Below are 23,425 nucleotides of genomic sequence, written 5' to 3'. Positions count from 1 at the left end.
GCCGATGCACAATTCCGAACAAGGGCGCGCACGCAAGCAGCGCTTCCAGGAACGCCTTCACGTCCTGCACGACAACGCCCTGCATCGGAAGCTCAGGCAACACCTTCCCGCCGCCTTCAATGAGCGCTGGACCCGCCGCCATTGGATGCACGCCAGCCTGTTTGCGACCATCGGCGCCCTGGTGGCGACGATCGTCCCCGGTTTCTCGCACACCATTGATGCGCCTTACGCGGACAGCCACACCAGCCTGGCGCTGCCGCTGCCGCCGTTGACCATGGCCCGCCAGCAGCAGGTGCCGGGCGACAGCTGGCAGGTGCTGCGCATCCAGCGCGGCCAGACGCTGAGCGACCTGTTCGACAAGGCCGGCATTCCGGCCAGCACCCTGCACCGGGTGCTGGAGCACCCCGGTGCGCGCGAGGCGCTGACCAAGCTGCGCCCGGGCGCTGAGATCGCCTTCGACATGCCGCTGTCCGGCGACCTGCGCAGCATCCGCTTCGATCGCGACGCCGACAACCGGGTGGAACTGAGCCTGACCGGCGATGACATCAAGGAGCAGGTGACGCGGCGCGAGACCTCCACGCGTACCGTGGTCACCAGCGGCGAGATCACCAGTTCGCTGTATGCCGCGGCCCGCCGGGCCGGGCTGTCGCCGTCGGCGATCGCGACGATGACCGACGACATCTTCAAGTACGACATCGACTTCTCCAAGGACCTGCAGCCGGGCGACCGCTTCAGCGTGGTGATGGACGAGACCTGGCGCGAAGGCGAGAAGGTGGACACCAGCAAGATCCTGGCGGCGACCTTCACCACCGGGGGCAAGACCTATTCCGGCTTCCGCTTCGACCGCAACGGCAAGTCCGAGTACTACGACATCAACGGCCGTTCGTTGAAGAAGAGCTTCATCCGCATGCCGATCCCGTTCGCGCGGCTGAGCTCGACCTTCGGCGCACGCAAGCACCCGGTGCTGGGCAAGATGCGCATGCACAAGGGCGTGGACTACGCCGCGCGCACCGGCACCCCGATCATGGCCGCCGGCGACGCCCGCGTGCAGTTCGCCGGCGTGCAGCGCGGCTACGGCAATGTGGTGATCCTCGACCACGGTCGCGGCCACACCACCCTGTACGGCCACATGTCGCGCTTTGCGAACATCAAGACCGGCCAGCGCGTGGCCCAGGGCACGGTGATCGGCTACGTCGGCTCGACCGGCCTGGCCACCGGCCCGCACCTGCACTACGAATTCCGCGTCAACGGCGAGCACCGCAACCCGCTGACCGTGACCATGCCGCCGCCGGAGCCGCTGAAGGGCGCCGAGCTGGTCGCCTTCCGCGCGCAGACCGCGCCGGCGATGGCCCGCATCCAGGGCATGGAGAAGCTGATCTACGCCGATGCCAGCCCGGCACCGACCAGCCGCGACGAGGCCGCCGCCGAGGTGGCCAGCGCCAAGGACAAGCAGTCGACCGGCCGCAAGCGCGGCTGAGCGCGCTGCGTTGACGAACAAGGACGCGGCAGCCCAAGCTTGCCGCGTCCTTTTTTATGCCCGCCATGAACACCACTGCCGACGCTGACGCCCCCCTGTACCTTGGCCTGATGTCGGGCACCAGCGCCGACGGCATCGACGCTGCGCTGGTGCAGTTTCCCGCGGGCGGTGGCTGCCGCTTCGTGCACGGCCTGACCGCCCGCTGGGAACCGGTGCTGCGCGCGCGGCTGGTGGCGCTGGGCGAAGGTGGCCCGTTGGATTCGCTGGAGGAGCTGGGCGAACTGGACGCGCGGATTGCGATCAACTTCGCCGAGGCTGCCAACCAGCTGCTGGCCGAAGCCGGCGTGGATCGCAGCCAGGTGCGCGCGATCGGCTCGCACGGCCAGACCGTGCGCCACCGCCCGCTGGCCGATCCGGCGTTCACCGTGCAGCTGGGCGACGGCAACCGCATCGCCGAGCTGACCGGAATCACCACGGTGTCCGACTTCCGTCGCCGCGACGTGGCGGCCGGGGGACATGGCGCGCCGCTGATGCCGGCCTTCCACCTGGGCATGCTGGGCGCCGCCGACGAGGACCGTGCCGTGCTCAACCTGGGCGGTATCGCCAACCTGACCCTGATCCCGCGCGAAGGCGCGGTGCGCGGCTTCGATACCGGCCCGGCCAACGCGCTGATGGATGCCTGGTGCCAGCGCCACACCGGCCGTACCTTCGATGCCGATGGCGCGTATGCCGCCAGTGGCGCGGTGGACGAGGGCCTGCTGGCCGGCTGGCGTTCGGACCCGTGGTTCGCGCTGCCGCCGCCGAAGAGCACCGGGCGCGAGCAGTTCCACCTGGCCTGGGCCGAGGCGCACATGGGGGAAGGCCAGTACGCCGCCGCCGATGTGCAGGCCACGCTGCTGGAGCTGACCGTGGCAACCGTGGCCGATGCGCTGCTGGCGCAGCAGCCCCAGACCCGGCGCCTGCTGGTCTGTGGCGGCGGCGTACGCAACCGGCAACTGATGAAGCGCCTGGCGGCGCGGCTGCCGGAGGTGCAGGTGGAGTCCAGCGCGGTGCACGGGCTGGACCCGGAGTACGTGGAGGCGATGGGCTTTGCCTGGCTGGCGCAGCGGACGATGGACGGGCTGGCCGGCAACCTGCCGAGCGTGACCGGGGCGACGGGGCCGCGGATCCTGGGGGCAATCCACCTGGCGTGAGGTGGCGCCATCCACGCAGGGCGTGGATTCACCGGGCAGCCGAGCGTGGGCTCGGCTCTACCTCTACAAAGCCGCTAATCGAAGCCCTGCCCTGCGGGCAAGGCCTGCAAGGCGGCGATCGCATCGGAGAGGGCGTCCACTTCGGGATCGCCGAAACCGGAGCGGACCTCCAGTTCACTGCTGAACAGGCCCTGCTCCAACAAGGCGGCGCAGGTCTGTTCATGGGTCCAGCCGCGGGCGACCGCGACACGTCTGATACGTTCCAGCAGCAGCGGGTCCAGGTCCCGCAGCACAACGTCGGCCATGCTCACTTCCCCGTTCGCAAGGCACCGCCCCCTCGGCGCGTCGGGGGCGATGATCCCGCAGTCCGGGCGGGCAGGCAATCAGGCGACCGGTGGCGGCCCGCGGTCGGCGATCCGCGGCCACAGCCAGGCCAGCAGCAGCAGGGTCGGCACCACAGTGACCGAGCTGAGGATGAAGAACGTGCTGTAGGACGTCGCCTCAACGATGTATCCGGAGACACCGCCGATGAACTTGCCCGGCAGGTTGGCCAGCGATACCAGCAATGCGTACTGCGTGGCGGTGAAGTTGCGGTCGGTCAGCGACGACATGAAGGCCACCAGCACGGTGCCGGCGAACCCCTGGAACAGGTTGTCGGCACTGAGCGCGGCATAGAACGCCCACAGCTTGCCTGGGTTGTGCGCCATCAGCAGGAAGGCGAGGTTGGACATCGCCACGCCCAGTGCGGCCACCAGCAGCATGCGCCGGAAGCCGAATGCGGCCACCGCAATACCCCCCAGGAACGCACCGCCGATCCCCATCCATACGCCGAACAGCTTGGACACGGTGGCGATGTCGGCCTTGTCGAACCCCGAATCGAGATAGAACGGCCCGGCCATCACGCCGATCACCTGATCGGGGAACTTGAACAGGCCGACGAAGGCCAGCAGCACCAATGCCAACGCCACGCCATTACGGCTGAAGAAGCTGGAGATGGGCTGGACGAAGGCTTCGGCGATATCGATGCGACGCTGCACCGCCGTGGCCGGGCGCTCCGGCTCGGCGCACAGCAGGGTAGTGACGATCGGCAGCAGCATCAGCGCGGCCATCGCCAGGTAGGCGACGATCCAGCCTTCGAACTGCGCCAGGTACAGCGCGCCGGCGCCGGCCAGGATCAGGCCGATCCGGTAGCCCAGCGTATAGGTGGCCGCCAGCGCGGCCTGCGCGGTCTGCGGAGCGATCTCGATACGGTAGGCATCGACCGCCGAGTCCTGGGTGGCGCCAGCGAACGACGCCACCAGCACCCACATCACCAGTGGCCAGACGCCCTCTTCCGGCCGCACGAAGGCCAGTGCGACCAGGCCGACCAGCACCAGCACCTGCGATACCAGCAGCCACGAACGGCGGCGGCCGAGCGCGCCCAGCAGCGGAAATGCATAGCGGTCCAGCAGCGGCGCCCACAGGAACTTGAGCAGGTAGAAGAAGCTGGCCAGGCTGATCAGGCCGATGCTGCCCAGGTCCAGGCCGACGTCGCGCAGGCGCGTGGACAGCGTCTGCGAAGCGATCAGCAGGAACGGCAGGCCACTGCCGAAGCCAAGCATGGCCATGGTCAGCGCCGACGGGGTACCGAAGGCGCGCTTGATGCCTGCCCAGCCCTTGTAGCTGACCGGTGTGGCGGCCTCGGTCACAGGTCGTAGTCCACGGTGAACGGGGCGTGGTCGGAGAAGCGCTCGTCGCGGTAGATCGAACAGCTACGCAGTTTGTCGCGCAGGCCCGGCGTGATGAACTGGTAGTCGATGCGCCAACCGACGTTGTTGGCGCGGGCGGCGCCGCGGTTGCTCCACCAGGTGTAGTCCTCGCCGGTGGGATTGAGCAGGCGGTAGGCATCGGCCCAACCGCGGCCGGCGGCGACATCGGTGGCCTGGCCGTGGTCGGCGCAGAGGGCGTTGAGCCAGTCGCGTTCCTCCGGCAGGCAGCCGGAATTCTTCTGGTTGGACTTCCAGTTCTTGATGTCCAGCGCCGAACGCACGATGTTCCAGTCGCCGCACAGCACGTAGTCGCGGCCGCTGCGCGCCCACTCCTCCAGGATCGGGCGCAGCCATTCCATCACTTCGAACTTGAAGCCCTGGCGCAGGTCACCCGAGCTGCCGGAGGGAATATAGAAGGAGACCACGCTGAGATTGCCGTAGCGCGCCTCGATGTAGCGGCCTTCGTCGTCGAACGGGGCCCAGCCCAGCGAGGTGATGACCTGGTCCGGCTCGCGCCTGCTGTAGATCGCCACGCCGCTGTAGCCCTTCTTGGTGATGGCGTCGCGGTAGAAGCAGTGATGGCCATCCGGACGGAACATCGGGTCGGTCAGCTGGTCTTCCTGGGCCTTGGTTTCCTGGATGCACAGGACGTCGGCGTCCTGGGCCCGGAACCAGTCCAGGAAGCCCTTGGTCGCGGCGGAACGGATGCCATTGGCGTTGAAACTGATGATGCGCATGCGGGGACCTGCGGCGGGAAACCGGGCAAGCATACCGGTTGCCCGTGGGGCTGCGCAGTCCGCCAGGCAACGCCGCGACAGGCTTCACGCGGGGCCGGACGAGCGCGAAACGCCCAGCTGGATTAGGATTTGTGCTCCAAATGAAGATGAATCGAGTTTTGATGAGCGACCACCGCCACCGTTTCCTGCAGCTGGCCCTGACCGCCGACGCCCTGCGCTTCGGCCAGTTCACCCTCAAGTCCGGCCGGCTGAGCCCCTATTTCTTCAACGCCGGCCGTTTCGACTCCGGTTCGCTGCTGTCCCAGCTCGGCGCCTGCTATGCCGATGCCATCGATGCCAGCGGGATCAAGTACGACGTGGTGTTCGGCCCGGCCTACAAGGGCATCCCGCTGGCCACCGCGATGGCCTGCGAGCTGGCCCAGCGCGGCCGCGACCTGCCGCTGTCATTCAACCGCAAGGAAGCCAAGGACCACGGCGAAGGTGGCCAGCTGATCGGCGCTGACATGAATGGCAAGCGCGTGCTGATCGTCGACGACGTGATCACCGCCGGTACCGCGATCCGCGAAGCGCTGGGCATCATCCGCGCTGCCGGCGGCACCCCAGCCGGCATCGTGGTAGCCCTGGACCGCCAGGAGATCGCCTCGGAAACCGACCGCCGCTCGGCGGCGCAGTCGGTGGCCGAAGAGGCCGGGATTCCGGTGATCGCCGTGGCGTCGCTGGCCGATCTGCTTGATTTCGCCTCCGGCAACCCGGAACTTGTGGGTTACCGCCAGCCGCTGGAAGCCTACCGGGCCCAGTACGGCGTCCGTTCGATCCGCTGACCGACCCAGGGGAAAGGTCATGTCCCGAGTTCCTGCCGTTCTCTTTGCCGGCCTGCTGCTGGCCGTGCCGTCCACCGTGCCGGCGCAGTCGCGCGACGGCGGCAAGGTGGAAAAGAAGCTGTACTGCTGGAACGAGGGCAAGGAGCGGATCTGCAGCGATTCGCTGCCAGCCGATGCGGTCAATCACGCCCGCGAGGAGTTCAACGCGAAGAGCGGCCTGCGCAATGCGCAGGTCCAGCGCGCGTTGACCGACGAGGAGCGTGCCGCGGCCAGCACGGCGGCGCAGCAGCAGCAGCTGGACCTGATGGCTGAGCAGACCCGCCAGCGTACCGAGCAGGCGATGCTGTCCACCTATGGCAGCGAGGAGGACCTGCGCCGGGTGTTCGCCGAGCGCCAGGAAGTGCTGGACAACAACCTCAAGACCGCCGAGTACAACGTCACCAGCCTGCGCGAATCACTGGTGGCGCTGCTGTCGGCCGCCGGTGACCGAGAACTGGCCGGTGGCAAGGTCGCCGACAAGCAGGCCGAGGCGATCCGTCAGCGGCACGTGCAGTTGCAGGCGCAGCAGCGCCTGCAGGCCGGGTTCCTGCAGCAGCAGCAGGCGCTGAAGGCGGAAATTGAAAGCACCCTGCAGCGTTATCGCGAGCTGAAGGGCGTGGCGCCAGCAAGCCAGGCACCGTGATTCGCTTGTAGAGTCGAGCCCATGCTCGGCTCCGCGTGACCTTGGGAAAGAGCAGCCCAGCATGGGCCCGGTTCTACAGTAGGCGGCGCCTGGTTATGGCTTGGCCCACGGAATTTATGCACTCTTTACGCGTCGGCACGGTCCGGCGCGTAGTGCGTTTATGGGCGGCAGGACGACGATGACGGCCTGAGGTGGAGGGGTTCCACCAGGACGCTATTGCAATGTCCCCCTGGCTGTCGTTGTTGTGTGGCGTGCTGGTGCTGGTCGCCGCCGCCTATCTCCTTTATGTCGTGCTGCGGCCCGAGTCGTTCTGAGCGGAGCCTGCCATGACCGAGATGCTTGTGATTATTGCCGCCAGCCTGTTGCTGGCGTGGCCGCTGGGCCTGTACCTGGCGCGGGTGATGCGCGGCACGCCGATGAGGGCCGACGTGCTGTTCAACTGGATCGAGAAGCCGCTGTACAAGGTGTTCGGCGTCGATCCCTCGCGCGCGATGTCCTGGCGCGGCTACGTGCTGGCCTTCGTGCTGAGCAACGTGGTGGTCGCCGTACTGACCCAGGCGGTGTTCATGACCCAGGCCTGGTTGCCGTTGAACCCGGACCAGATCCCGAACATGCGCTGGGACACCGCGCTGCACACGATGATCTCGTTCCTGACCAACACCAACCAGCAGCACTATTCGGGCCAGGCGCAGCTGTCCTACCTCTCGCAGATGACCGGCATCACCGGCCTGCAGGTGGTGACACCGATGATGGGCCTGGCGCTGGCGGTGGCCACGCTGCGCGCGTTGTTCTCGCGTGCGCCGCAGGCTGCGGCGGCCACCAGCACCGGCGATGACCGCCAGGTGGCGGTGGGCAACTACTACGTGGACGTGGTGCGCCTGTGCGTGCGCTTCCTGTTGCCGCTGTGCCTGGTGTGGACCCTGCTGCTGACCAGCCAGGGCGTGCCGTCGACGATGGCCGGTGGCCCGCAGGCCACGCCGATCGATGCCAGCGCCGGCATGGCCGGACAGAAGCTGCCGCTCGGCCCGGTGGCGGCGATGGTTGCGGCCAAGCAGCTGGGCGCCAACGGTGGCGGCTGGTACGGCCCGAACAGCAGCTTCCCGCTGGAAAACCCGACCCCGCTGTCGAACGCGCTGGAGATCGTCGGCATCCTGCTGGTGCCGATGGCGGTGATCTTCATGATCGGTGCGTTCACCGGCCGGCGCCGGTTCGGCGCCCTGGTGTTCAGCTGCATGCTGGGCATGTCGCTGCTGTCCACCGGCGCGATGATGTGGAGCGAAGGGCACAGTGCCAGCGCCGCCACGCCGCTGCTGATGGAAGGCAAGGAGGTGCGCTTCGGCGCCGACGGCACGGCGCTGTGGGCGGCGGTGACCACCCAGGTCTCCAACGGTTCGGTCAACGGCATGCATGACTCGCTGGCGCCGCTGAGTGGCGGCATCGCGATGGTCAACATGCTGGTCAGCGCGATCTGGGGCGGCATCGGCTGTGGCCTGCAGCAGTTCATCGTGTACCTGCTGCTGGGCGTGTTCCTGGCCGGGTTGATGACTGGACGTACGCCGGAACTGTTCGGCCGCAAGCTGGAGACGCCACAGGTACGCCTGCTGGCCCTGCTGGTGCTGCTGCAGCCGATCACCCTGCTGGTGTTCACCGCGATCACCCTGGCCGTGCCCGGGCTGGCCGCTACCCCCAACCTTGGCTTCCATGGCATCAGCCAGGTGTTCTACGAGTACGTCTCGGCCTACGCCAACAACGGCTCGGGCTTCGAGGGGCTGGGCGACGCCACGCTGTGGTGGAACCTGAGCTGCTCGCTGGTGCTGCTGCTGGGCCGCTTCCCGCTGCTGATCATCCCGCTGGTGGTGGCCGCGCAGCTGGCCGCCAAGCGCCAGGCGCCGGAGTCTGCCGGCAGCCTGCAGATCGAAACCCCGACCTTCGCCCTGACCCTGGTCTCGGTGATCGTCATCCTGACCGTGCTGCAGTTCATGCCGGCGCTGGTACTCGGCCCGATCGCCGACCACCTCAGCCTGGGACTGCACTAAGGACACCCCGATGAGTACCCACGCAAGTTCCACCCGTAGTTCCCTTGCCCCGCGCCCTGCGCTGCTTGATGGCGCCGGCCTGCGCCGTGCGCTGGTCGAAGCAGTACGCAAGCTATCGCCGATGCACCTGGTGCGCAGCCCGGTGATGGCGGTGGTGATGGCCGGCACGATCGTCGCCGCCATCGTCACACTGACCGGCAATGCGCCGCTGGGCTTCGGCCTGGCGGTGACCGCGATCCTGCTGGTGACCGTGTTGTTCGGCAATTTCGCCGAAGCAGTGGCCGAGGCGCGTGGCCGTGGCCAGGCCGCATCGCTGCGCCGCGCTCGCCAGGATCTGGTGGCGCGCCGCCTGGCCGCGCCGCAGCCGGGGGCTGCGGAAACCCAGGTACCTGCCGCCGAGCTGCGCCCGGGCGACCATGTGATCGTCAGTGCCGGTGAGCTGGTGCCGGCCGATGGCGAGATCGTGCAGGGCCTGGCCACCATCAACGAGGCGGCGGTGACCGGCGAATCCGCCCCGGTGCTGCGCGAGGCCGGTACCGACCGTTCCGGCGTGATCGGCGGCACCAAGGTGCTGTCCGACCAGATCATCGTGCGGGTGACCGCCGAGCCGGGGCACAGCTTCCTGGACCGGATGATCGCGCTGGTGGAAGGTGCCAACCGTCAGAAGACGCCGAACGAGATCGCGCTGACCCTGTTGCTCGCAGCGATGACGCTGACCTTCCTGGTGGTGGTGGCGACGCTGCCGGCGATCGGTGCGGCGGTAGGCGTGCAGGTCGATCCGCTGCTGCTGATCGCGCTGCTGGTATGCCTGATCCCGACCACCATCGGCGGGCTGCTGCCGGCCATCGGCATCGCCGGCATGAACCGTGCGCTGGCTGCCAACGTGCTGGCCAAGTCGGGCAAGGCGGTGGAAGTGGCCGGCGACGTCGACGTGCTGCTGCTGGACAAGACCGGCACCATCACCTACGGCGACCGCCAGGCCAGCCACTTCCATCCGTTGGCCGGCATCGACGCCAGCCAGCTGCGTGAAGCGGCGCTGCTGTCCTCGCTGGCCGACCCGACCCCGGAAGGCAAGTCGATCGTACGCCTGGCGCGCGAGCAGGGTTGCGCCACCGCCGAGCCGGACCATGCCGAGTACCTGGCGTTCAGTGCACAGACCCGCATGTCCGGCGTGGACCTGGAACATGGCCGGCAGATCCGCAAGGGTGCCGCCGATGCGATCCGCGCCCACGTACAGGCGCTGGGCGGCAACGTGCCGGCGGAACTGGCCGGTCGCGTCGAGCAGGTGGCGCGCAATGGCGCCACCCCGCTGGTGGTGGCCGAGGGTCGCCACGTGCTGGGCGTGATCGAGCTGTCGGACGTGGTCAAGCACGGCATGCGCGAGAAGTTCGCGCAGCTGCGCGCGATGGGCATCCGCACGGTGATGATCACCGGCGACAACCCGCTGACCGCCGCTGCCATCGCTGCCGAAGCCGGCGTCGATGACTACATCGCCGAGGCCCGCCCGGAGGACAAACTGGCGCGCATCCGCCAGGAGCAGGCCGGCGGCCGGCTGGTGGCGATGGTCGGCGACGGCACCAACGACGCTCCCGCGCTGGCCCAGGCGGACATCGGCCTGGCGATGAACTCCGGCACGCAGGCGGCGAAGGAGGCCGGCAACATGGTCGACCTCGATTCGGACCCGGCCAAGCTGCTGGCGGTGGTGGAGGTGGGCAAGCAGCAGCTGATCACCCGTGGCGCGCTGACCACCTTCTCGCTGGCCAACGACGTCTCCAAGTACTTCGCGATCCTGCCGGCGCTGTTTGCCGCTGCGGTTCCGGCCATGGCTGCACTGAACGTGATGCAGCTGTCGAGCCCGCGCAATGCGGTGCTGGCAGCGCTGATCTTCAACGCCCTGGTGATTCCCGCCCTGATTCCGCTCGCCCTGCGTGGCGTGCGCTTCCGCCCGGCCACCGCCACCGCGCTGCTGCGCCGGAACATGCTGGTGTACGGCCTCGGCGGCGTGCTGCTGCCGTTCGCAGCGATCAAGGCGATCGACCTCCTTCTTGTCCTGGTATTCGGCGCATGAACCGTACTGTTTCCACTTCGTCTTCCCTTCCCCGCGAACAGAAAGCCGAGGCCCGCGTGGCGAGCCTGCAGGATGGCGCAAGCTGGCGCCCGGCGATCGGCCTGGGCCTGGCCACCCTGCTGCTGGCCGGCGCGGTCTACGCCGGCATCGCCACCGGCTTCGCCGGCCTGGCCTACCCGACCCAGGCCGAGGGCAGCCTGCTGCGCGACGGCAACGGCCAGGTGCGCGGCTCGGCGTGGCTGGCGCAGCCGTTCACCGGTGATGGCTACTTCCAGGCGCGTCCGTCGGCGGCCAACTACGACCCGATGGCTGCGGCCGGTTCCAACATGGCGCGCAGCAACCCCACGCTGGCCGAGCGCGTCGCTGCCAGCACCGCTGCGGTGGCTGCACGGGAAGGTGTCGCGCCAGCGCAGGTTCCGGCCGATCTGGTAACCCAGTCCGGCGGCGGTCTCGATCCGCAGTTGTCGCCGGCCGCCGCACAGCTGCAGGTGGCGCGCGTAGCGCGTGCCCGTGGCCTGCCAGTGGAGCGCGTGCAGGCACTGGTGCAGGCGCATACCGAAGGGCGCCAGTGGGGCCTGTTCGGCCAGCCACGGGTGAACGTGGTGACGCTGAACTTCGCGCTGGACCATGCAGCCAAGACGCCGTGATGCCGGGCTGTACCCGCTGCGCGCACAATGGTGGCCATGACAGCGGCCCCCATGACTGATGCACGTACCCGCCAGGCCGATGCCCTGGTTGAAGGCCTGCAACGCGAAGCCGGCGGCAAGCTGACCGTGTTCCTCGGCGCGGCGCCGGGCGTGGGCAAGACCTACACCATGCTGACCCGCGCGCAGGAACAGCTGCGCCGCGGCGTCGACCTGGTGGTGGGCCTGGTGGAAACCCATGGACGCACCGATACCCAGGCCCTGCTGGAGGGCCTGCCGCAGCTGCCGCTGAAGGACGTGGCCTATCACGGCCATGCCCTGCAGGAGATGGACCTGGATGCCGTGCTGGCACGGCATCCGGCGTTGGTGCTGGTGGATGAACTGGCCCATCGCAATGCGCCCGGCAGCCGCCATGAGCGGCGCTGGCAGGATGTGATGGAGCTGCTGGACGCCGGCATCGACGTCTGGACCACGGTCAACATCCAGCATCTGGAAAGCCTCAACGACGTGGTGATGCGGATCACCGGCGTGCGCGTCAGCGAGACCGTGCCCGACGGCGTGCTCGACCGCCTGCACGACATCGTGCTGGTCGATCTGCCGCCGCGCGAACTGATCGCTCGCCTGCAGCAGGGCAAGGTCTATGTGCCCGAACAGGCCGCGCAGGCACTGCAGGCGTTCTTCTCACCAGCCAACCTGACCGCGCTGCGCGAACTGGCGATGCAGGAAGCCGCCGACCGCGTCGACAGCAGCCTGCGCGAAACCCGCGCCGCGCGTGGCGAAGGCAATCTGCCCCTGCGTCGCGGCGTTCTGGTGGCCATCGACGGGGGCGGCCAGAGCGAATACCTGGTGCGCGTGGCGCGGCGCATCGCAGAGCGCCGCGACGCACCGTGGACGGTAGTGACCGTGCAGGGCCGGCGCCAGGACGAGGCGACCCGGCGCGAGATCGATGCGGCCTTCGCGCTGGCACGGCGGCTGGGCGGCGACGCCGAACTGCTGCACGGATCGAGCATCGCCGATGCCCTGCTCGACCATGCCGCACACAACGGCGTGTCGACCCTGGTGCTGGGCCGGACCCGCGAACGTCCACTGGCACGGATGTTCAACCGCACCCTGACCCAGCAGCTGATCCAGCGTGGCGCGCATTACGAGATCACCATCATCAGCACGCCGCAGGCACGCGCACGCTCGCGCCGCGAGAGCCTGCTGCCGCCAATGCGCGGTATCAGTCATGAACCGGCACAAGCCCTGATCGCTACCGCGCTGGCCTGTGCGGTGGCGTGGCTGGCCGAACACTGGGTGGGCATGGCCGACCTGTCGATGGTGTTCATCGTCGCGGTGGTGCTGGTGGCTGCACGCACGCGCGCCAGCGTGGCGGTGATGGCCGCGATCCTGTGCTTCCTGGCCTACAACTTCCTGTTCATCGCGCCGCGCTTCACCTTCGCCATCGGTGCACGCCAGGGCGTGATCACCGTGTTCCTGTTCCTGGCCGCGGCACTGGTGGCCGGGCGCCTGGCCTCGCGCCTGCGCATGCAGGTGATTGCGCTGCGTGCGGCCAACCGCCATGCGCGTGCGCGCCAGCAGCTGGGCCGTCAGCTGGCCAGCGCGGCCGGCAACGGCGAGGTGGCACAGGCGGGCCGGCATGCGCTGGAGCAGGCCCTGGACGTGCCGGCGTGGCTGCGGATCGGCACCGATACCGCCGCCGGTGGCCGCAACCAGCCTGGCGATACCGACCTGGCTGCCGCCGACTGGGCACTGCGCCACGGCCAGCCCAGTGGGCGCTTCACCGATACCCTGGCCGGTGCGCAATGGTGGTTCCTGCCGTTGCTGGACGGCGAAGACCGTGCGATCGGCGTGGCCGGCCTGTACCTGCCCGGCGCACAGGCGCGCCTGCTGCCCGAACAGCGGCAGCTGGCCGAAGCGATGGTCGATGACATCGCACAGGCCGCGCTGCGTACCCGGCTGGTGGCGGAACTGGAGCAGGCACACGTCAGCAACGAGACCGAGCGGCTGCGCTCGGCGCTGCTCTCCTCGGTGTCGCACGACCTGCGCTCGCCATTGGCGGCGATGATCGGGTCGGCCGACAGCCTGGCCAGCTACGGTGCGGCCATGGATACAGCCGATCGCCGTGCTTTGCTGGACACCATCCTGGTCGAGGGCGAACGGCTGGACCGCTACATCCAGAATCTGCTGGACATGACCCGGCTGGGTCATGAAGGGCTGAAGATCAACCGCGACTGGATCGGCGTGGACGAGCTGATCGGCTCGGCGGCACGGCGCCTGCAGCGCTACCAGCCAAAGGTGCGGCTGGAGCTGGACATCCCAGCCACGCTGGCACCGATCTGGGTGCACCCGGCGCTGGTCGAACAGGCCGTGTTCAACGTGATGGAGAACGCGGCCAAGTTCTCGCCGCCCGACGCCGCCGTGCAGGTACAGGCGCGCGAGCTGGACGGCCAGCTGCGCATCGACGTGATCGACGCCGGCCCCGGCATTCCCGATGACGAGCGCGCGCGCATCTTCGACATGTTCTACAGCGTCGAGCGCGGTGACCGAGGCCGCCACGGCACCGGCCTGGGCCTGACCATCTGCCAGGGCATGATCGGCGCACATGGCGGCAGCGTGCAGGCGCTGCCCGGACGCGACGGTCGCGGTACCCTGATCCGCATCACCCTGCCCCTGCTCAAGCCAGCCTCCCACGATGAGCCCGACCCCGATTGATGCCAGCGTGCCGGCCGCACGCGTGCTGGTGATCGATGATGAAACCCAGATCCGCCGGTTCCTGGACATCAGCCTGCGCGCGCAGGGCTATCAGGTGCGGCAGGCCGCCACCGGCCAGGAAGGCCTGCAGCTGGCCGCCAGCGAGGACATGGACCTGGTGATCCTCGATATCGGCCTGCCGGACATGGAAGGCCACGAGGTCCTGGAACAGCTGCGCCAGTGGAGCCAGGTGCCGGTGATCATGCTGACCGTGCGCGCCGGCGAAGCCGAGAAGGTGCGCGCACTGGATACCGGCGCCAACGACTACGTGACCAAGCCGTTCGGCACGCAGGAGCTGATGGCGCGCGTGCGGGCGCTGCTGCGCACGCGCAGCGTGCCGACCGATGGCACGCCGCCGGTGTTCGACGATGGCCACCTGCACGTGGACCTGGTGCGTCGCGAAGTCGCCCTGCAGGGTGAACCGGTGGCGTTGACCCGCAAGGAATACGCGCTGCTGTCGCTGCTGCTGCGCAATGCCGGGCGGGTGGTGACCCAGCCGCAGATCCTGCAGGAGATCTGGGGGCCGACCCACCAGCACGACACCCACTACCTGCGCATCCTGGTCGGCAAGCTGCGGCACAAGCTGGGCGATTCGGCGCTGGATTCGCGCTACCTGTTCACCGAGCCGGGCGTGGGGTTGCGGTTCAAGGGGTAGTGCCGGCCGCTGGCCGGCAACTGCAGGGTGTGTGAGGTTCATGGGCTTGCCGGCCTGCGGCCGGCACTACCCATTCTGCTGCAGCTTCCAAAGGGGTCAGAACCCCAGCGGGGTGTCGCCCAGCACTGGTTGCAGCTGGCTGCGGAACAGGGCCTGGATGCGTTCCAGTGCGGCCTCGTCGTTGCCTTCGAACCGCAGCACCAGCACCGGCGTGGTATTGGAGGCACGCACCAGGCCCCAGCCATCGGCGAAGTCCACGCGCAGCCCATCGATGGTCGACAGGCGGCCACCCACATACGGGTTGTCCGGCGACTGCGCCGCCGCCACCAGCATCGCCACCAGGGCATGCGGCGTCCCGTCGGCCACCGGTACCTTCAGCTCCGGCGTGGCGACCATTTCCGGCAGTTCGCCCAGCACCTCGTCCGGGGTTTCCTCGCGCTGGGCCAGGATCTCCAGCAATCGCGCAGCGGCGTACAGACCGTCGTCGAAACCGAACCAGCGTTCCTTGAAGAAGAAGTGGCCGCTCATCTCGCCGGCCAGCTCGGCATCGGTCTCGCGCATCTTCGCCTTCATCAGCGAATGCCCGGTCTTCCACATCAGCGGGCTGCCACCGTTGCGCAGCACATGGTCGGACAGCTTGCCGGTGCACTTCACGTCGTAGATCACCATCGCGCCCGGATTGCGCATCAACACATCGGCAGCGAACAGCATCAGCAGGCGATCGGCGTAGATGATCCGGCCTTCGCCGGTCACCACGCCCAGCCGGTCGCCGTCGCCATCGAAGGCCACGCCGAGATCGGCGCCAAAGCGCTTGACCGTCTGCACCAGGTCTTCCAGGTTGGCCGGTTCGCTCGGGTCGGGATGATGGTTGGGGAAGGTGCCGTCGACATCGCAGTACAGCGGAATGACGTCGGCGCCGATCGCTTCCAGCAGCTGCGGCGCCAGTGCGCCGGCCACGCCATTGCCGGCATCGGCCACGACCTTCAGTGGGCGGTCCAGCTGCACGTCATCGGCGATGCGCTGGATGTAGTCGGCACTGACATCGCGCTGCTGGTAGTCACCGGGCTCGGCGGCCTGCACCAGGCGGCCCTCGACGATGCGCTGGTAGAGATCGGTGATGGCATCGCCGGACAGCGTCTCGCCGCCAATGACCACCTTGAAGCCGTTGTACTCGGGCGGATTGTGGCTGCCGGTGACTGCCACGCAGGTGCCGGTACGCAGATGGAAGGCGGCGTAGTACACGAGCGGGGTCGGCGCCAGGCCGATGTCGATCACCGCGCAGCCGGCACGGCGCAGGCCCTCGGCCAGCCCGGCCGTCAGCTCGGGTCCGGACAGGCGGCCATCGCGACCGATCACCACCTCGCGCAGGCCCTGCTCCAGTGCCACGGTGCCGATGGCCTGGCCGATCAGCGCCGCGGTCTTCGGTGTCAGTTCACTGCCCACCACGCCGCGGATGTCATAAGCGCGGAAGATGCCGGCGGCCAGCTCCTCGGCCGGCACCGGCGGTGGCGGCGGTGGCGCGGCATCGCCACTGCCGGTCACAGCGGCCACGGGTGGCGGCGCCTGCTGCAGGCTCTCGCTCAGGGTCGGGCCATGGTCGGCCTCGGACGCTGCGGCGCGGCGTGGCAAGGGCAGCGACTTCGGCAGTCGGTCACGTCCCACCACCAGCAACACGGCAATGAACGCCAGCAGCAACGCCACAATGGCGCTGGCCAGCGCGCCCAGGCCCAGCGGACCGGCGTCGACATTCGGTACCGACGCGACCAGTCGCAGCGGCGTGCCTGCAACCGGGCGCGCCAGCGCTTCGGCGCTTTCGGACAGGCCCGCGTCGCCCTGGGTGACCAGATCGAAGCCACCCTGGCGCAGGCCAAGGAAGCCTGCGGACGGCGCACGCACCTGGTCCAGCGGCGAGGTCAGCCGCAGCAGCGGTTGGCGGACATAGATCACGGCCGGCCCCAGGCTGCCCAGCTGCACTGGCGCAGCCAGGCCCAGGCGATTGCTGCCACCATCGCGGACGACGCGCAGGCTGGGTTTGCCCTCAGCCACCGCCGCTTCCAGCAGGGCCAGGCGTGCATACCCGAAGGTGGCCGGATCGGCATAGGCGTTGGCCAGATCGGCCGTCAGCACCTCGACCTGCTCAACCCCGGTCCAGCTCTCGCGCACGGCCAGCGCCGCTGCAGCGGCATCGCCGGCCTGCAGCGCCTGCTGCACGCGATCGTTCTTCAACTGCTGCTGCAGCTGCTGCAACTGGCCTGCAGCGGCCTGCTGCAGGCCCTGCACGGCCTGGTCGCGCGCTTCTTCCAGCGCCTGGCCGTTGGCCTCCTGCCGCCATTGCTGCACCGCGCTCCATCCGAACCAGCCGGCCAGCAGGATCAGCAGCACCCCCAGTAGTGGTGCACTGCGACCCAACGACCGTCCCCGCTGTCCTTCCCCGATGCCGCTCATCGATGTCCCCTGTCAACGCACCCCGGTATGGCCGAATCCACCCGTGCCCCGCACGCTGTCGGTGAAAGTATCCACCACCTGCAGGCTGACGCGGGCAATCGGAACCACCACCAGCTGCGCGATGCGATCGCCGGGCTCGATGGTGAAGGCCTCGCGGCCACGGTTCCAGACGCTGATCAGCAGCGGCCCCTGGTAGTCGGCATCGATCAGGCCGGTGCCATTGCCCAGCACGATGCCGTGCCGATGGCCCAGCCCCGAACGCGGCAGGATCACCGCGCACAGGTTCGGGTCGGCAATGTGGATGGCCAGGCCGCTGGGCACCAGCGCGGTGTCGCCCGGCTGCAGGGTCAGTGCGGTATCCAGCGCCGCGCGCAGGTCCATGCCGGCGCTGGCTTCGGTGGCGTAGGCCGGCAGCGGCCAGCTGTCGCCAAAGCGCGGATCGAGCAGCTTGACCTGCAGCGGCCGGGAAAGGGATGCCTGGGTCATGCCTGGAGTCTCCGCGCGATCAGCGCCAGCAGTTGTTCGGCCAGTTCGCGCTTGGAGGTGGCCGGGAATACCTGTTCACCGTCCTGCCAGAAGGCCGTGGCGGCATTGTTGTCGCTCTCGAAACCACCGCCACTGATGCCGACCTGGTTGGCGATCACCAGGTCCAGGCGCTTGTCGATCAGCTTGCCGCGTGCATATTTCTCCACGTCGTGGGTCTCGGCGGCAAAGCCGACCACCAGCTTCAGCGACTGCGTCTGCGCGGCGACTTCGGCCAGGATGTCCGGCGTGCGCACCAGCTCGATCACCAGCGACTGGCTGTCGGCGGTCTTCTTCAGCTTCTGCGCGGCGACCTGGCGCGGGGTGTAGTCGGACACTGCGGCGGCACCGATATAGATGTCGGCGGGCAGCGACTTCAGTACGGCATCGCGCATCTGCGCGGCCGAGCGCACGTCGATGCGCTGCACGCCCGGTGGCGTCGGCAGCTGGACCGGGCCGCTGACCAGCACCACGTGCGCACCCAGCGCGGCGGCGGCAGCGGCCAGGGCAAAGCCCATCTTGCCGCTGCTGCGGTTGCCGACGTAGCGCACCGGATCGATGTCTTCGTAGGTCGGGCCGGCACTGATCAGCAGGCGCAAGCCCTGCAGGGCACGGGTTTCCGGCGCGGCAACCGTCGCAGCTGTACCGCCATTGGCCACCAGCGCGGCCACGATGTCGCCCGGTTCAGCCAGCCGGCCGGGACCGGATTCACCTTCGGCCAGCGGGCCATCGACCGGGCCGATCACCTGCGCACCGCGCTGGCGCAGCAGGGCGATGTTGGCCTGGGTAGCCGGATGCAGCCACATCCGGTGGTTCATTGCCGGGCAGATCGTCAGCGGTGCGGTGCTGGCCAGGCACAGGGTGCTGACCAGGTCATCGGCATGGCCCTGGGCCAGCCGCGCCAGCAGATCGGCGGTACCCGGCGCGACCACGATGCGGTCGGCCCAGCGGGCCAGCTCGATGTGGCCCATGGCCTGCTCGGCGGCGCTGTCCCACAGCGTGGTGCGGGTCGGCTGCCCGGACAGGGCCTGGAAGCTGAGCGGAGTGACGAACTGCTGGGCACCGGCGGTCATCGCCACCTGCACCTGGGCACCGGCATCGCGCAGGCGCCGCACCAGCTCCAGGGCCTTGTAGGCCGCGATCCCGCCTCCGACGCACAACAGCAGTTTCTGGCCTTCCAGCGCGCGGGCCGGCGCGGGGGAAGCGTTGGGGGAGTCAGCCACCTGGAATTCCTGTGCAAACGAGGGCATTAGCTTACCCGATGGTCGGCAATGTCCCGGTACACGGCACACATAGCGGGCGGCTATCAGCAGATGGGACTTGCGCCACAACGCTTCCGGGGTTCAAGACACTGCGATTCGGAACTTTCCTATACCTGTTGGCCGGCCACGTTTGCAGAATCGTCAGTGGCCACCGCAGGTGTGCCGCTTCGCTTTTCGAGGATTCCGCGTGCACCCGCGCATCATCATCGCCGACGACCATCCCGTCGTCCTGCACGGCATCCGCATCGTGCTGCAGACCCATCTGATGGAGGTCGTCGGCAGCGCGCGTGACGGCGCCCAGCTGCTGCAGCTGGTCGAGCACCACGGCTGCGACGCGGTGCTGACCGACCTCTCCATGCCGGGCACCGGCCCGGATGGCCCGGAACTGATCGCTGAGCTGCGCGAACGCCACCCGGGCATGCCCGTGGTGGTGCTTACCGGCGCCCGTCACCCCGGCCTGCTCGATGGCCTGCTGCGTGAAGGTGTCAGTGGCCTGGTCGACAAGTGCGCCGATTTCGGCGAGTTGCCGCAGGCCCTGAACGCGGCCATGGCCGGGCAGGTGTTCGTCTCGCAGCAGCTGCGCGACCACCTGCAGGCGCGCGACCTGATGTTCGCGCGTGAGCCGGCGGCGCTGTCGGCCCGCGAACAGGAAGTGCTGGACCTGTTGGCCGCCGGGCTGAAAGTGAACGCCATCGCCGTCCACTGCGGCCGCAGCCCGAAAACGATCAGCCGGCAGAAGGCCGAAGCCAAGCGCAAGCTGGGGCTGCAGAACAACCAGGAGCTGTTCGCCTATCTGCAGTCGCGACGCGACTGAGGCAACAGCCTACCCGGGCGTGCGTCCTGCCCTGATGGGACGCATCACCCGCGCTGGCGATGATGCAGGCATGCCCATCCATGACTGGCCCGAGCAGGAACGTCCCCGCGAGAAGCTGATCGCCCGCGGCCCCGCCACGTTGTCCGACGCAGAGCTACTGGCGCTGTTTCTCGGCTCCGGCTTCGGTGGACGCGACGCGGTGCAGACCGCCCGCGACCTGCTGCAGGCGCATGGCCCGCTGCGCGTGCTGCTGGACCGCCCGGCCCGCGAGCTGGCCCGGTTGCCGGGGCTGGGGCCGGCACGAAGCTGTGCACTGGCCGCCGGCCTGGAACTGGCCCATCGCTACCTGGCCGCCGAGCTTCAGCAGGGCGAGGCGGTCGGCAACAACCCGGCCGCGGTCGGCCGCTACCTGCAGCACCGCCTGCGCGGCCAGGCCCGCGAGATCTTCATGGCGCTGTTCCTGGACAACCGCCACCGGCTGATCGCCTGCGAGGAACTGTTCCAGGGCACCATCAATGCCGCCCCGGTCTACCCCCGCGAGGTGGTGCGGCGAGCCCTGCTGCACAATGCGGCAGCGGTGATCCTCAGCCACAACCACCCCTCCGGCGACCCGGAACCCTCCGGCGCCGATACCCGGATCACCGATGAACTGCAGCAGGCGCTGGCACTGGTGGACGTACGCCTGCTGGACCACTTCGTGGTCGGCGAAGGCCGCCCCGTTTCGTTTGCTGAACGGGGCCTGCTGTCCCCGCCCCAGCCACGCCTGTTCGGCTGAGCGGGCCTGACCAGGGCCGGGCAGGAACCCCCGCAGGCATGTTCTGGTCAGCGTGGGCGCGGGTATCTGCGCTAAAATGGGCGATTCCGCCGCTCATTCTCACAGCAGGCCTCGTGAAAAATCTCCTCCGCGCCCTGATCAGCCAAGGCATCGAAGCCTTGCGCGCCAATGGCACCCTGCCCGCCGACTCCCTGCCGCCGGACTTCGTGGTCGAGCGCCCGAAGACCCGTGACCATGGCGACTTCGCCACCAACGCCGCGATGCTGCTGGCCAAGGCCGCGCGCAGCAATCCGCGCGCACTGGCTCAGGCGCTGGTCGAGGCGCTGCCGCGCAGCGAGGACGTCAGCAAGGTCGAGATCGCCGGCCCCGGCTTCATCAACTTCCACCTGGCTCCGGCTGCGTACCAGCGCGAAGCCGCGTCGGTCATCAAGGAAGCCCACGACTACGGCCGCAACCTGTCCGGCAACGGCCGCACGGTGGGCGTGGAGTACGTGTCGGCCAACCCGACCGGCCCGCTGCATGTCGGCCATGGCCGCGCGGCGGCGATCGGCGACTGCGTGGCCCGCGTGCTCGATGCCAACGGCTGGAACGCCAAGCGCGAGTTCTACTACAACGACGCCGGCGTGCAGATCGAGAACCTGGCGCTGTCGGTGCAGGCCCGCGTGAAGGGCATTGCGCCGGACCAGGAAGGCTGGCCGGAAGGCGGCTACCGCGGTGAGTACATCGCCGATGTTGCCCGCGCCTACATGGCCGGCGCCAGCGTTGACCTGGAAGGCACGCTGGTGGTCGGCGCCAAGGACCCGGACGACATGCAGTCGATCCGTCGCTTCGCCGTGGCCTACCTGCGCAACGAGCAGAACCTGGACCTGGCCGCCTTCGGCGTCGACTTCGACATCTACTTCCTGGAAAGCTCGCTGTACACCGATGGCAAGGTCGCCGAGGCCGTGGCCAAGCTGCAGGCCTCCGGGCACACCTACGAGGAAGGCGGCGCGCTGTGGCTGCGCAGCACCGATTTCGGTGACGACAAGGACCGCGTGATGCGCAAGTCCGACGGCACCTTCACCTACTTCGTACCGGACGTGGCCTACCACCTGTCCAAGTGGCAGCGCGGCTACGAGCGCGCGATCACCGAACTGGGTGCCGATCACCACGGCTCGCTGGCGCGCGTACGCGCCGGCCTGCAGGCGCTGGAAGTGGGCATCCCGCAGGGCTGGCCGGAATACGTGCTGCACCAGATGGTCACCGTCATGCGCGGCGGCGAGGAAGTGAAGCTGTCCAAGCGTGCCGGCAGCTATTTCACCCTGCGCGACCTGATCGAGGAGGCCGGCCGCGATGCGACCCGCTGGTTCCTGATCGCGCGCAAGCCCGATTCGCAGCTGACCTTCGACATCGACCTGGCCCGCCAGCAGAGCAACGACAATCCGGTGTTCTACGTGCAGTACGCGCACGCCCGCGTCTGCAGCCTGCTGCGCCAGGCCCAGGAAAAGGGCCTTGTGTACGAGCAGGGCAATGGCCTGGCCAATCTGGGCCGCCTGGCCGACGATGCCTCGCTGGGGCTGATGAACGAGATCTCGCGGTATCCGGAAGTGGTGGAAGCGGCCGGCGTGGCGCTGGAGCCGCACCTGGTGGCGCAGTACCTGCGTGAATTGGCGCATGCCTTCCACACGTGGTATCACGGGACGCCGGTGCTGGTGGACGACGCCACCGATCGCAACGCCAAGCTGACCCTGGCCTGCGCGGCGCGCCAGGTGCTGGCCAACGGCCTCGAACTCCTGGGCGTGAGTGCCCCGGAAAAAATGTAAGCATCAGGAGACGCAGTACACATGGCAGCACGACGCGGCAAAACCCAGGCACGACGCAACAGCAGCAGCCAGGGCACCCCCGGATGGGTGTGGCTGGTGGCCGGTGTGGCGATCGCCGCCGTGGTGTTCCTGGCGGCGCCGAACCTGTTCAAGGGCGAAGGCGATGGCTTCCTGCGTGCCGGTCCGCAGCCGAACCCGAACGCGCAGCCGGCCCCGGTCGCTGATGCCGACAGCGATGTCGGCAGCCAGCCGGCCGCGCAGCCGGCCACGCCGAAGCCGGCCGAACCGGAGAAGCCCGCCGCGACGCAGTACGACTTCTACACCCTGCTGCCGGGCAAGGAAGTGGAAATGTCCGACACCGAACTGGCCGCCAGCGCGCGCGCCGAGGATCAGCGCCGGGCCAAGGCCGAAGCGTCGCGCGCGCAGGCCGCGCTGGAGGGCAAGCCGGTACCGCCGGCCAGTACGGCCACGCCGGCACCGACCGCAACGGCCAGCGTCGCAAGCACTGCGCCGGTAACCGCGACCAACCGTCCGCTGCCGGCACCGCTGAACGAGCGCCCGACCGCGGCAACCCCGTCGGCCAGCACGGCGGCCGCCACTCCAGCGCCGCGCGCGGAAAGCGCGCCCGCCGCGTCGGCACCGCCGGCATCCGCTGCTGCACCGGCGGCCGCCGACAACGCCCGCTACATCCTGCAGGCAGGAGCCTTCGGTGCTTCCGGTGACGCCGAAGCCACCAAGGCCAAGCTCGCCATGATGGGCCTGGCGGCACGCGTGGAGTCGGCGCAGATCAACGGCAAGACCGTGTACCGCGTGCGCATGGGCCCGTACGGCAGTGCCGGCGAGTTGTCCGAAGCCAAGCAGAAGCTGGATGGCACCGGCCTGCAGGCGATGGCGATCAAGGCGCAGTAAGCCTGCCGATGTGAATGAAAAAGCCGGGCAGTGCCCGGCTTTCTTGTTTCTGTAGAGTCGAGCATGGCTCGACTCTACAAA

Annotated in this window: 20 protein-coding genes; 14 read left to right on the top strand and 6 right to left on the bottom strand. The window is 68.8% G+C overall.

Annotation, left to right across the window (positions count from 1 at the left end; translation table 11 throughout):
* The first annotated feature begins 4 nt into the window (after positions 1 to 4).
* Together ROV93_RS09820 and ROV93_RS09815 are read left to right on the top strand one after the other, a co-directional pair.
* Positions 5 to 1,477: a peptidoglycan DD-metalloendopeptidase family protein gene (locus tag ROV93_RS09820; RefSeq protein WP_072168695.1), complete on the top strand. Its 1,473-nt coding sequence runs from the start codon at positions 5 to 7 to the stop codon at positions 1,475 to 1,477.
* 65 nt (positions 1,478 to 1,542) lie between these two features.
* Entirely contained in the window at positions 1,543 to 2,670 is a 1,128-nt protein-coding gene (locus ROV93_RS09815; RefSeq protein WP_072168741.1) for an anhydro-N-acetylmuramic acid kinase, read from the top strand.
* A 74-nt stretch (positions 2,671 to 2,744) separates the two neighbouring features.
* On the opposite strand, the gene ROV93_RS09810 is transcribed toward ROV93_RS09815, so the two are convergent.
* From ROV93_RS09810 to ROV93_RS09800, 3 genes are all read right to left on the bottom strand, one after another.
* The gene (locus ROV93_RS09810) at positions 2,745 to 2,975 is read right to left on the bottom strand and encodes a hypothetical protein (protein ID WP_005420465.1); all 231 of its coding nucleotides are present in this window, start codon (positions 2,973 to 2,975) and stop codon (positions 2,745 to 2,747) included.
* Positions 2,976 to 3,053: 78 nt separating this feature from the next.
* Positions 3,054 to 4,358: an MFS transporter gene (locus ROV93_RS09805; protein ID WP_049413991.1), complete on the bottom strand. Its 1,305-nt coding sequence runs from the start codon at positions 4,356 to 4,358 to the stop codon at positions 3,054 to 3,056.
* On the bottom strand, positions 4,355 to 5,155 hold the full coding sequence (locus tag ROV93_RS09800) for an exodeoxyribonuclease III (protein ID WP_069140053.1): 801 nt from the start codon (positions 5,153 to 5,155) through the stop codon (positions 4,355 to 4,357). The genes ROV93_RS09805 and ROV93_RS09800 overlap by 4 nt, the downstream gene beginning before the upstream one ends.
* Before the next feature lie 161 nt (positions 5,156 to 5,316).
* On the opposite strand from ROV93_RS09800, the gene pyrE reads away from it, so the two are divergent.
* The 8 genes from pyrE (at position 5,317) to ROV93_RS09760 (ending at position 14,815) form a co-directional block, all read left to right on the top strand.
* Entirely contained in the window at positions 5,317 to 5,976 is a 660-nt protein-coding gene (gene pyrE, locus ROV93_RS09795) for an orotate phosphoribosyltransferase (protein ID WP_005420471.1), read from the top strand.
* A 19-nt stretch (positions 5,977 to 5,995) separates the two neighbouring features.
* Positions 5,996 to 6,658, top strand: a complete 663-nt coding sequence (locus ROV93_RS09790; RefSeq protein ID WP_072168696.1) for a hypothetical protein — start codon at positions 5,996 to 5,998, stop codon at positions 6,656 to 6,658.
* Between the two features lie 221 nt (positions 6,659 to 6,879).
* Positions 6,880 to 6,972: a potassium-transporting ATPase subunit F gene (locus tag ROV93_RS09785; protein ID WP_005407770.1), complete on the top strand. Its 93-nt coding sequence runs from the start codon at positions 6,880 to 6,882 to the stop codon at positions 6,970 to 6,972.
* A gap of 12 nt (positions 6,973 to 6,984) precedes the next feature.
* Positions 6,985 to 8,694, top strand: a complete 1,710-nt coding sequence (gene kdpA, locus ROV93_RS09780; RefSeq protein ID WP_072168697.1) for a potassium-transporting ATPase subunit KdpA — start codon at positions 6,985 to 6,987, stop codon at positions 8,692 to 8,694.
* 10 nt (positions 8,695 to 8,704) lie between these two features.
* A complete protein-coding gene (gene kdpB, locus ROV93_RS09775; protein WP_088497602.1) occupies positions 8,705 to 10,762 on the top strand; it encodes a potassium-transporting ATPase subunit KdpB in 2,058 nt (685 codons plus the stop codon).
* Positions 10,759 to 11,409, top strand: a complete 651-nt coding sequence (gene kdpC / locus ROV93_RS09770) for a potassium-transporting ATPase subunit KdpC (RefSeq protein WP_072168699.1) — start codon at positions 10,759 to 10,761, stop codon at positions 11,407 to 11,409. The genes kdpB and kdpC overlap by 4 nt, the downstream gene beginning before the upstream one ends.
* Positions 11,410 to 11,460: 51 nt before the next feature.
* Positions 11,461 to 14,121, top strand: coding sequence for a sensor histidine kinase KdpD (locus tag ROV93_RS09765; RefSeq protein WP_072168700.1), 2,661 nt, complete (start codon positions 11,461 to 11,463; stop codon positions 14,119 to 14,121).
* Positions 14,102 to 14,815 carry a response regulator transcription factor gene (locus tag ROV93_RS09760; protein ID WP_005420506.1) on the top strand — a complete coding sequence of 238 codons (714 nt, stop codon included), beginning with the start codon at positions 14,102 to 14,104 and terminating at the stop codon, positions 14,813 to 14,815. Before ROV93_RS09765 ends, ROV93_RS09760 begins: the two co-directional genes overlap by 20 nt.
* Positions 14,816 to 14,911: 96 nt before the next feature.
* On the opposite strand, the gene ROV93_RS09755 is transcribed toward ROV93_RS09760, so the two are convergent.
* The 3 genes from ROV93_RS09755 to coaBC are packed head-to-tail and all read right to left on the bottom strand — an operon-like array spanning position 14,912 to position 19,032.
* Entirely contained in the window at positions 14,912 to 17,260 is a 2,349-nt protein-coding gene (locus ROV93_RS09755) for a phosphomannomutase/phosphoglucomutase (RefSeq protein ID WP_072168701.1), read from the bottom strand.
* A 12-nt stretch (positions 17,261 to 17,272) separates the two neighbouring features.
* Entirely contained in the window at positions 17,273 to 17,746 is a 474-nt protein-coding gene (gene dut, locus ROV93_RS09750) for a dUTP diphosphatase (protein ID WP_061478745.1), read from the bottom strand.
* Entirely contained in the window at positions 17,743 to 19,032 is a 1,290-nt protein-coding gene (gene coaBC / locus ROV93_RS09745; protein ID WP_061478746.1) for a bifunctional phosphopantothenoylcysteine decarboxylase/phosphopantothenate--cysteine ligase CoaBC, read from the bottom strand. Before coaBC ends, dut begins: the two co-directional genes overlap by 4 nt.
* Before the next feature lie 199 nt (positions 19,033 to 19,231).
* On the opposite strand from coaBC, the gene ROV93_RS09740 reads away from it, so the two are divergent.
* The 4 genes from ROV93_RS09740 (at position 19,232) to ROV93_RS09725 (ending at position 23,344) form a co-directional block, all read left to right on the top strand.
* Complete coding sequence (locus tag ROV93_RS09740; protein WP_072168702.1) at positions 19,232 to 19,858, top strand: response regulator transcription factor; 627 nt, start codon at positions 19,232 to 19,234, stop codon at positions 19,856 to 19,858.
* A gap of 70 nt (positions 19,859 to 19,928) precedes the next feature.
* Positions 19,929 to 20,633 (top strand): DNA repair protein RadC, encoded by a 705-nt coding sequence (gene radC / locus ROV93_RS09735; protein WP_014035697.1) that lies wholly within the window; start codon positions 19,929 to 19,931, stop codon positions 20,631 to 20,633.
* A 113-nt stretch (positions 20,634 to 20,746) separates the two neighbouring features.
* On the top strand, positions 20,747 to 22,435 hold the full coding sequence (gene argS, locus ROV93_RS09730) for an arginine--tRNA ligase (RefSeq protein WP_072168704.1): 1,689 nt from the start codon (positions 20,747 to 20,749) through the stop codon (positions 22,433 to 22,435).
* Positions 22,436 to 22,456: 21 nt separating this feature from the next.
* Positions 22,457 to 23,344, top strand: a complete 888-nt coding sequence (locus ROV93_RS09725) for an SPOR domain-containing protein (protein ID WP_180890732.1) — start codon at positions 22,457 to 22,459, stop codon at positions 23,342 to 23,344.
* Positions 23,345 to 23,425: the final 81 nt, after the last annotated feature.

Source organism: Stenotrophomonas maltophilia group sp. msm4 (assembly GCF_032025605.1).
Taxonomy (GTDB): domain Bacteria; phylum Pseudomonadota; class Gammaproteobacteria; order Xanthomonadales; family Xanthomonadaceae; genus Stenotrophomonas; species Stenotrophomonas sepilia.
This window is presented reverse-complemented; position numbering and strand designations above follow the sequence as displayed.

Bases quoted from the DNA above. Each gene is read 5' to 3' on its own strand.
- kdpA (WP_072168697.1), top strand. From the start codon at position 6,985: ATGACCGAGATGCTTGTGATTATTGCCGCCAGCCTGTTGCTGGCGTGG.
- ROV93_RS09800 (WP_069140053.1), bottom strand. From the start codon at position 5,155: ATGCGCATCATCAGTTTCAACGCCAATGGCATCCGTTCCGCCGCGACC.
- ROV93_RS09815 (WP_072168741.1), top strand. From the start codon at position 1,543: ATGAACACCACTGCCGACGCTGACGCCCCCCTGTACCTTGGCCTGATG.
- dut (WP_061478745.1), bottom strand. From the start codon at position 17,746: ATGACCCAGGCATCCCTTTCCCGGCCGCTGCAGGTCAAGCTGCTCGAT.
- ROV93_RS09790 (WP_072168696.1), top strand. From the start codon at position 5,996: ATGTCCCGAGTTCCTGCCGTTCTCTTTGCCGGCCTGCTGCTGGCCGTG.
- coaBC (WP_061478746.1), bottom strand. From the start codon at position 19,032: ATGCCCTCGTTTGCACAGGAATTCCAGGTGGCTGACTCCCCCAACGCT.
- ROV93_RS09725 (WP_180890732.1), top strand. From the start codon at position 22,457: ATGGCAGCACGACGCGGCAAAACCCAGGCACGACGCAACAGCAGCAGC.
- kdpC (WP_072168699.1), top strand. From the start codon at position 10,759: ATGAACCGTACTGTTTCCACTTCGTCTTCCCTTCCCCGCGAACAGAAA.
- pyrE (WP_005420471.1), top strand. From the start codon at position 5,317: ATGAGCGACCACCGCCACCGTTTCCTGCAGCTGGCCCTGACCGCCGAC.
- ROV93_RS09820 (WP_072168695.1), top strand. From the start codon at position 5: ATGCACAATTCCGAACAAGGGCGCGCACGCAAGCAGCGCTTCCAGGAA.
- ROV93_RS09765 (WP_072168700.1), top strand. From the start codon at position 11,461: ATGACTGATGCACGTACCCGCCAGGCCGATGCCCTGGTTGAAGGCCTG.
- ROV93_RS09760 (WP_005420506.1), top strand. From the start codon at position 14,102: ATGAGCCCGACCCCGATTGATGCCAGCGTGCCGGCCGCACGCGTGCTG.
- ROV93_RS09755 (WP_072168701.1), bottom strand. From the start codon at position 17,260: ATGAGCGGCATCGGGGAAGGACAGCGGGGACGGTCGTTGGGTCGCAGT.
- kdpB (WP_088497602.1), top strand. From the start codon at position 8,705: ATGAGTACCCACGCAAGTTCCACCCGTAGTTCCCTTGCCCCGCGCCCT.
- ROV93_RS09785 (WP_005407770.1), top strand. From the start codon at position 6,880: ATGTCCCCCTGGCTGTCGTTGTTGTGTGGCGTGCTGGTGCTGGTCGCC.
- radC (WP_014035697.1), top strand. From the start codon at position 19,929: ATGCCCATCCATGACTGGCCCGAGCAGGAACGTCCCCGCGAGAAGCTG.
- ROV93_RS09810 (WP_005420465.1), bottom strand. From the start codon at position 2,975: ATGGCCGACGTTGTGCTGCGGGACCTGGACCCGCTGCTGCTGGAACGT.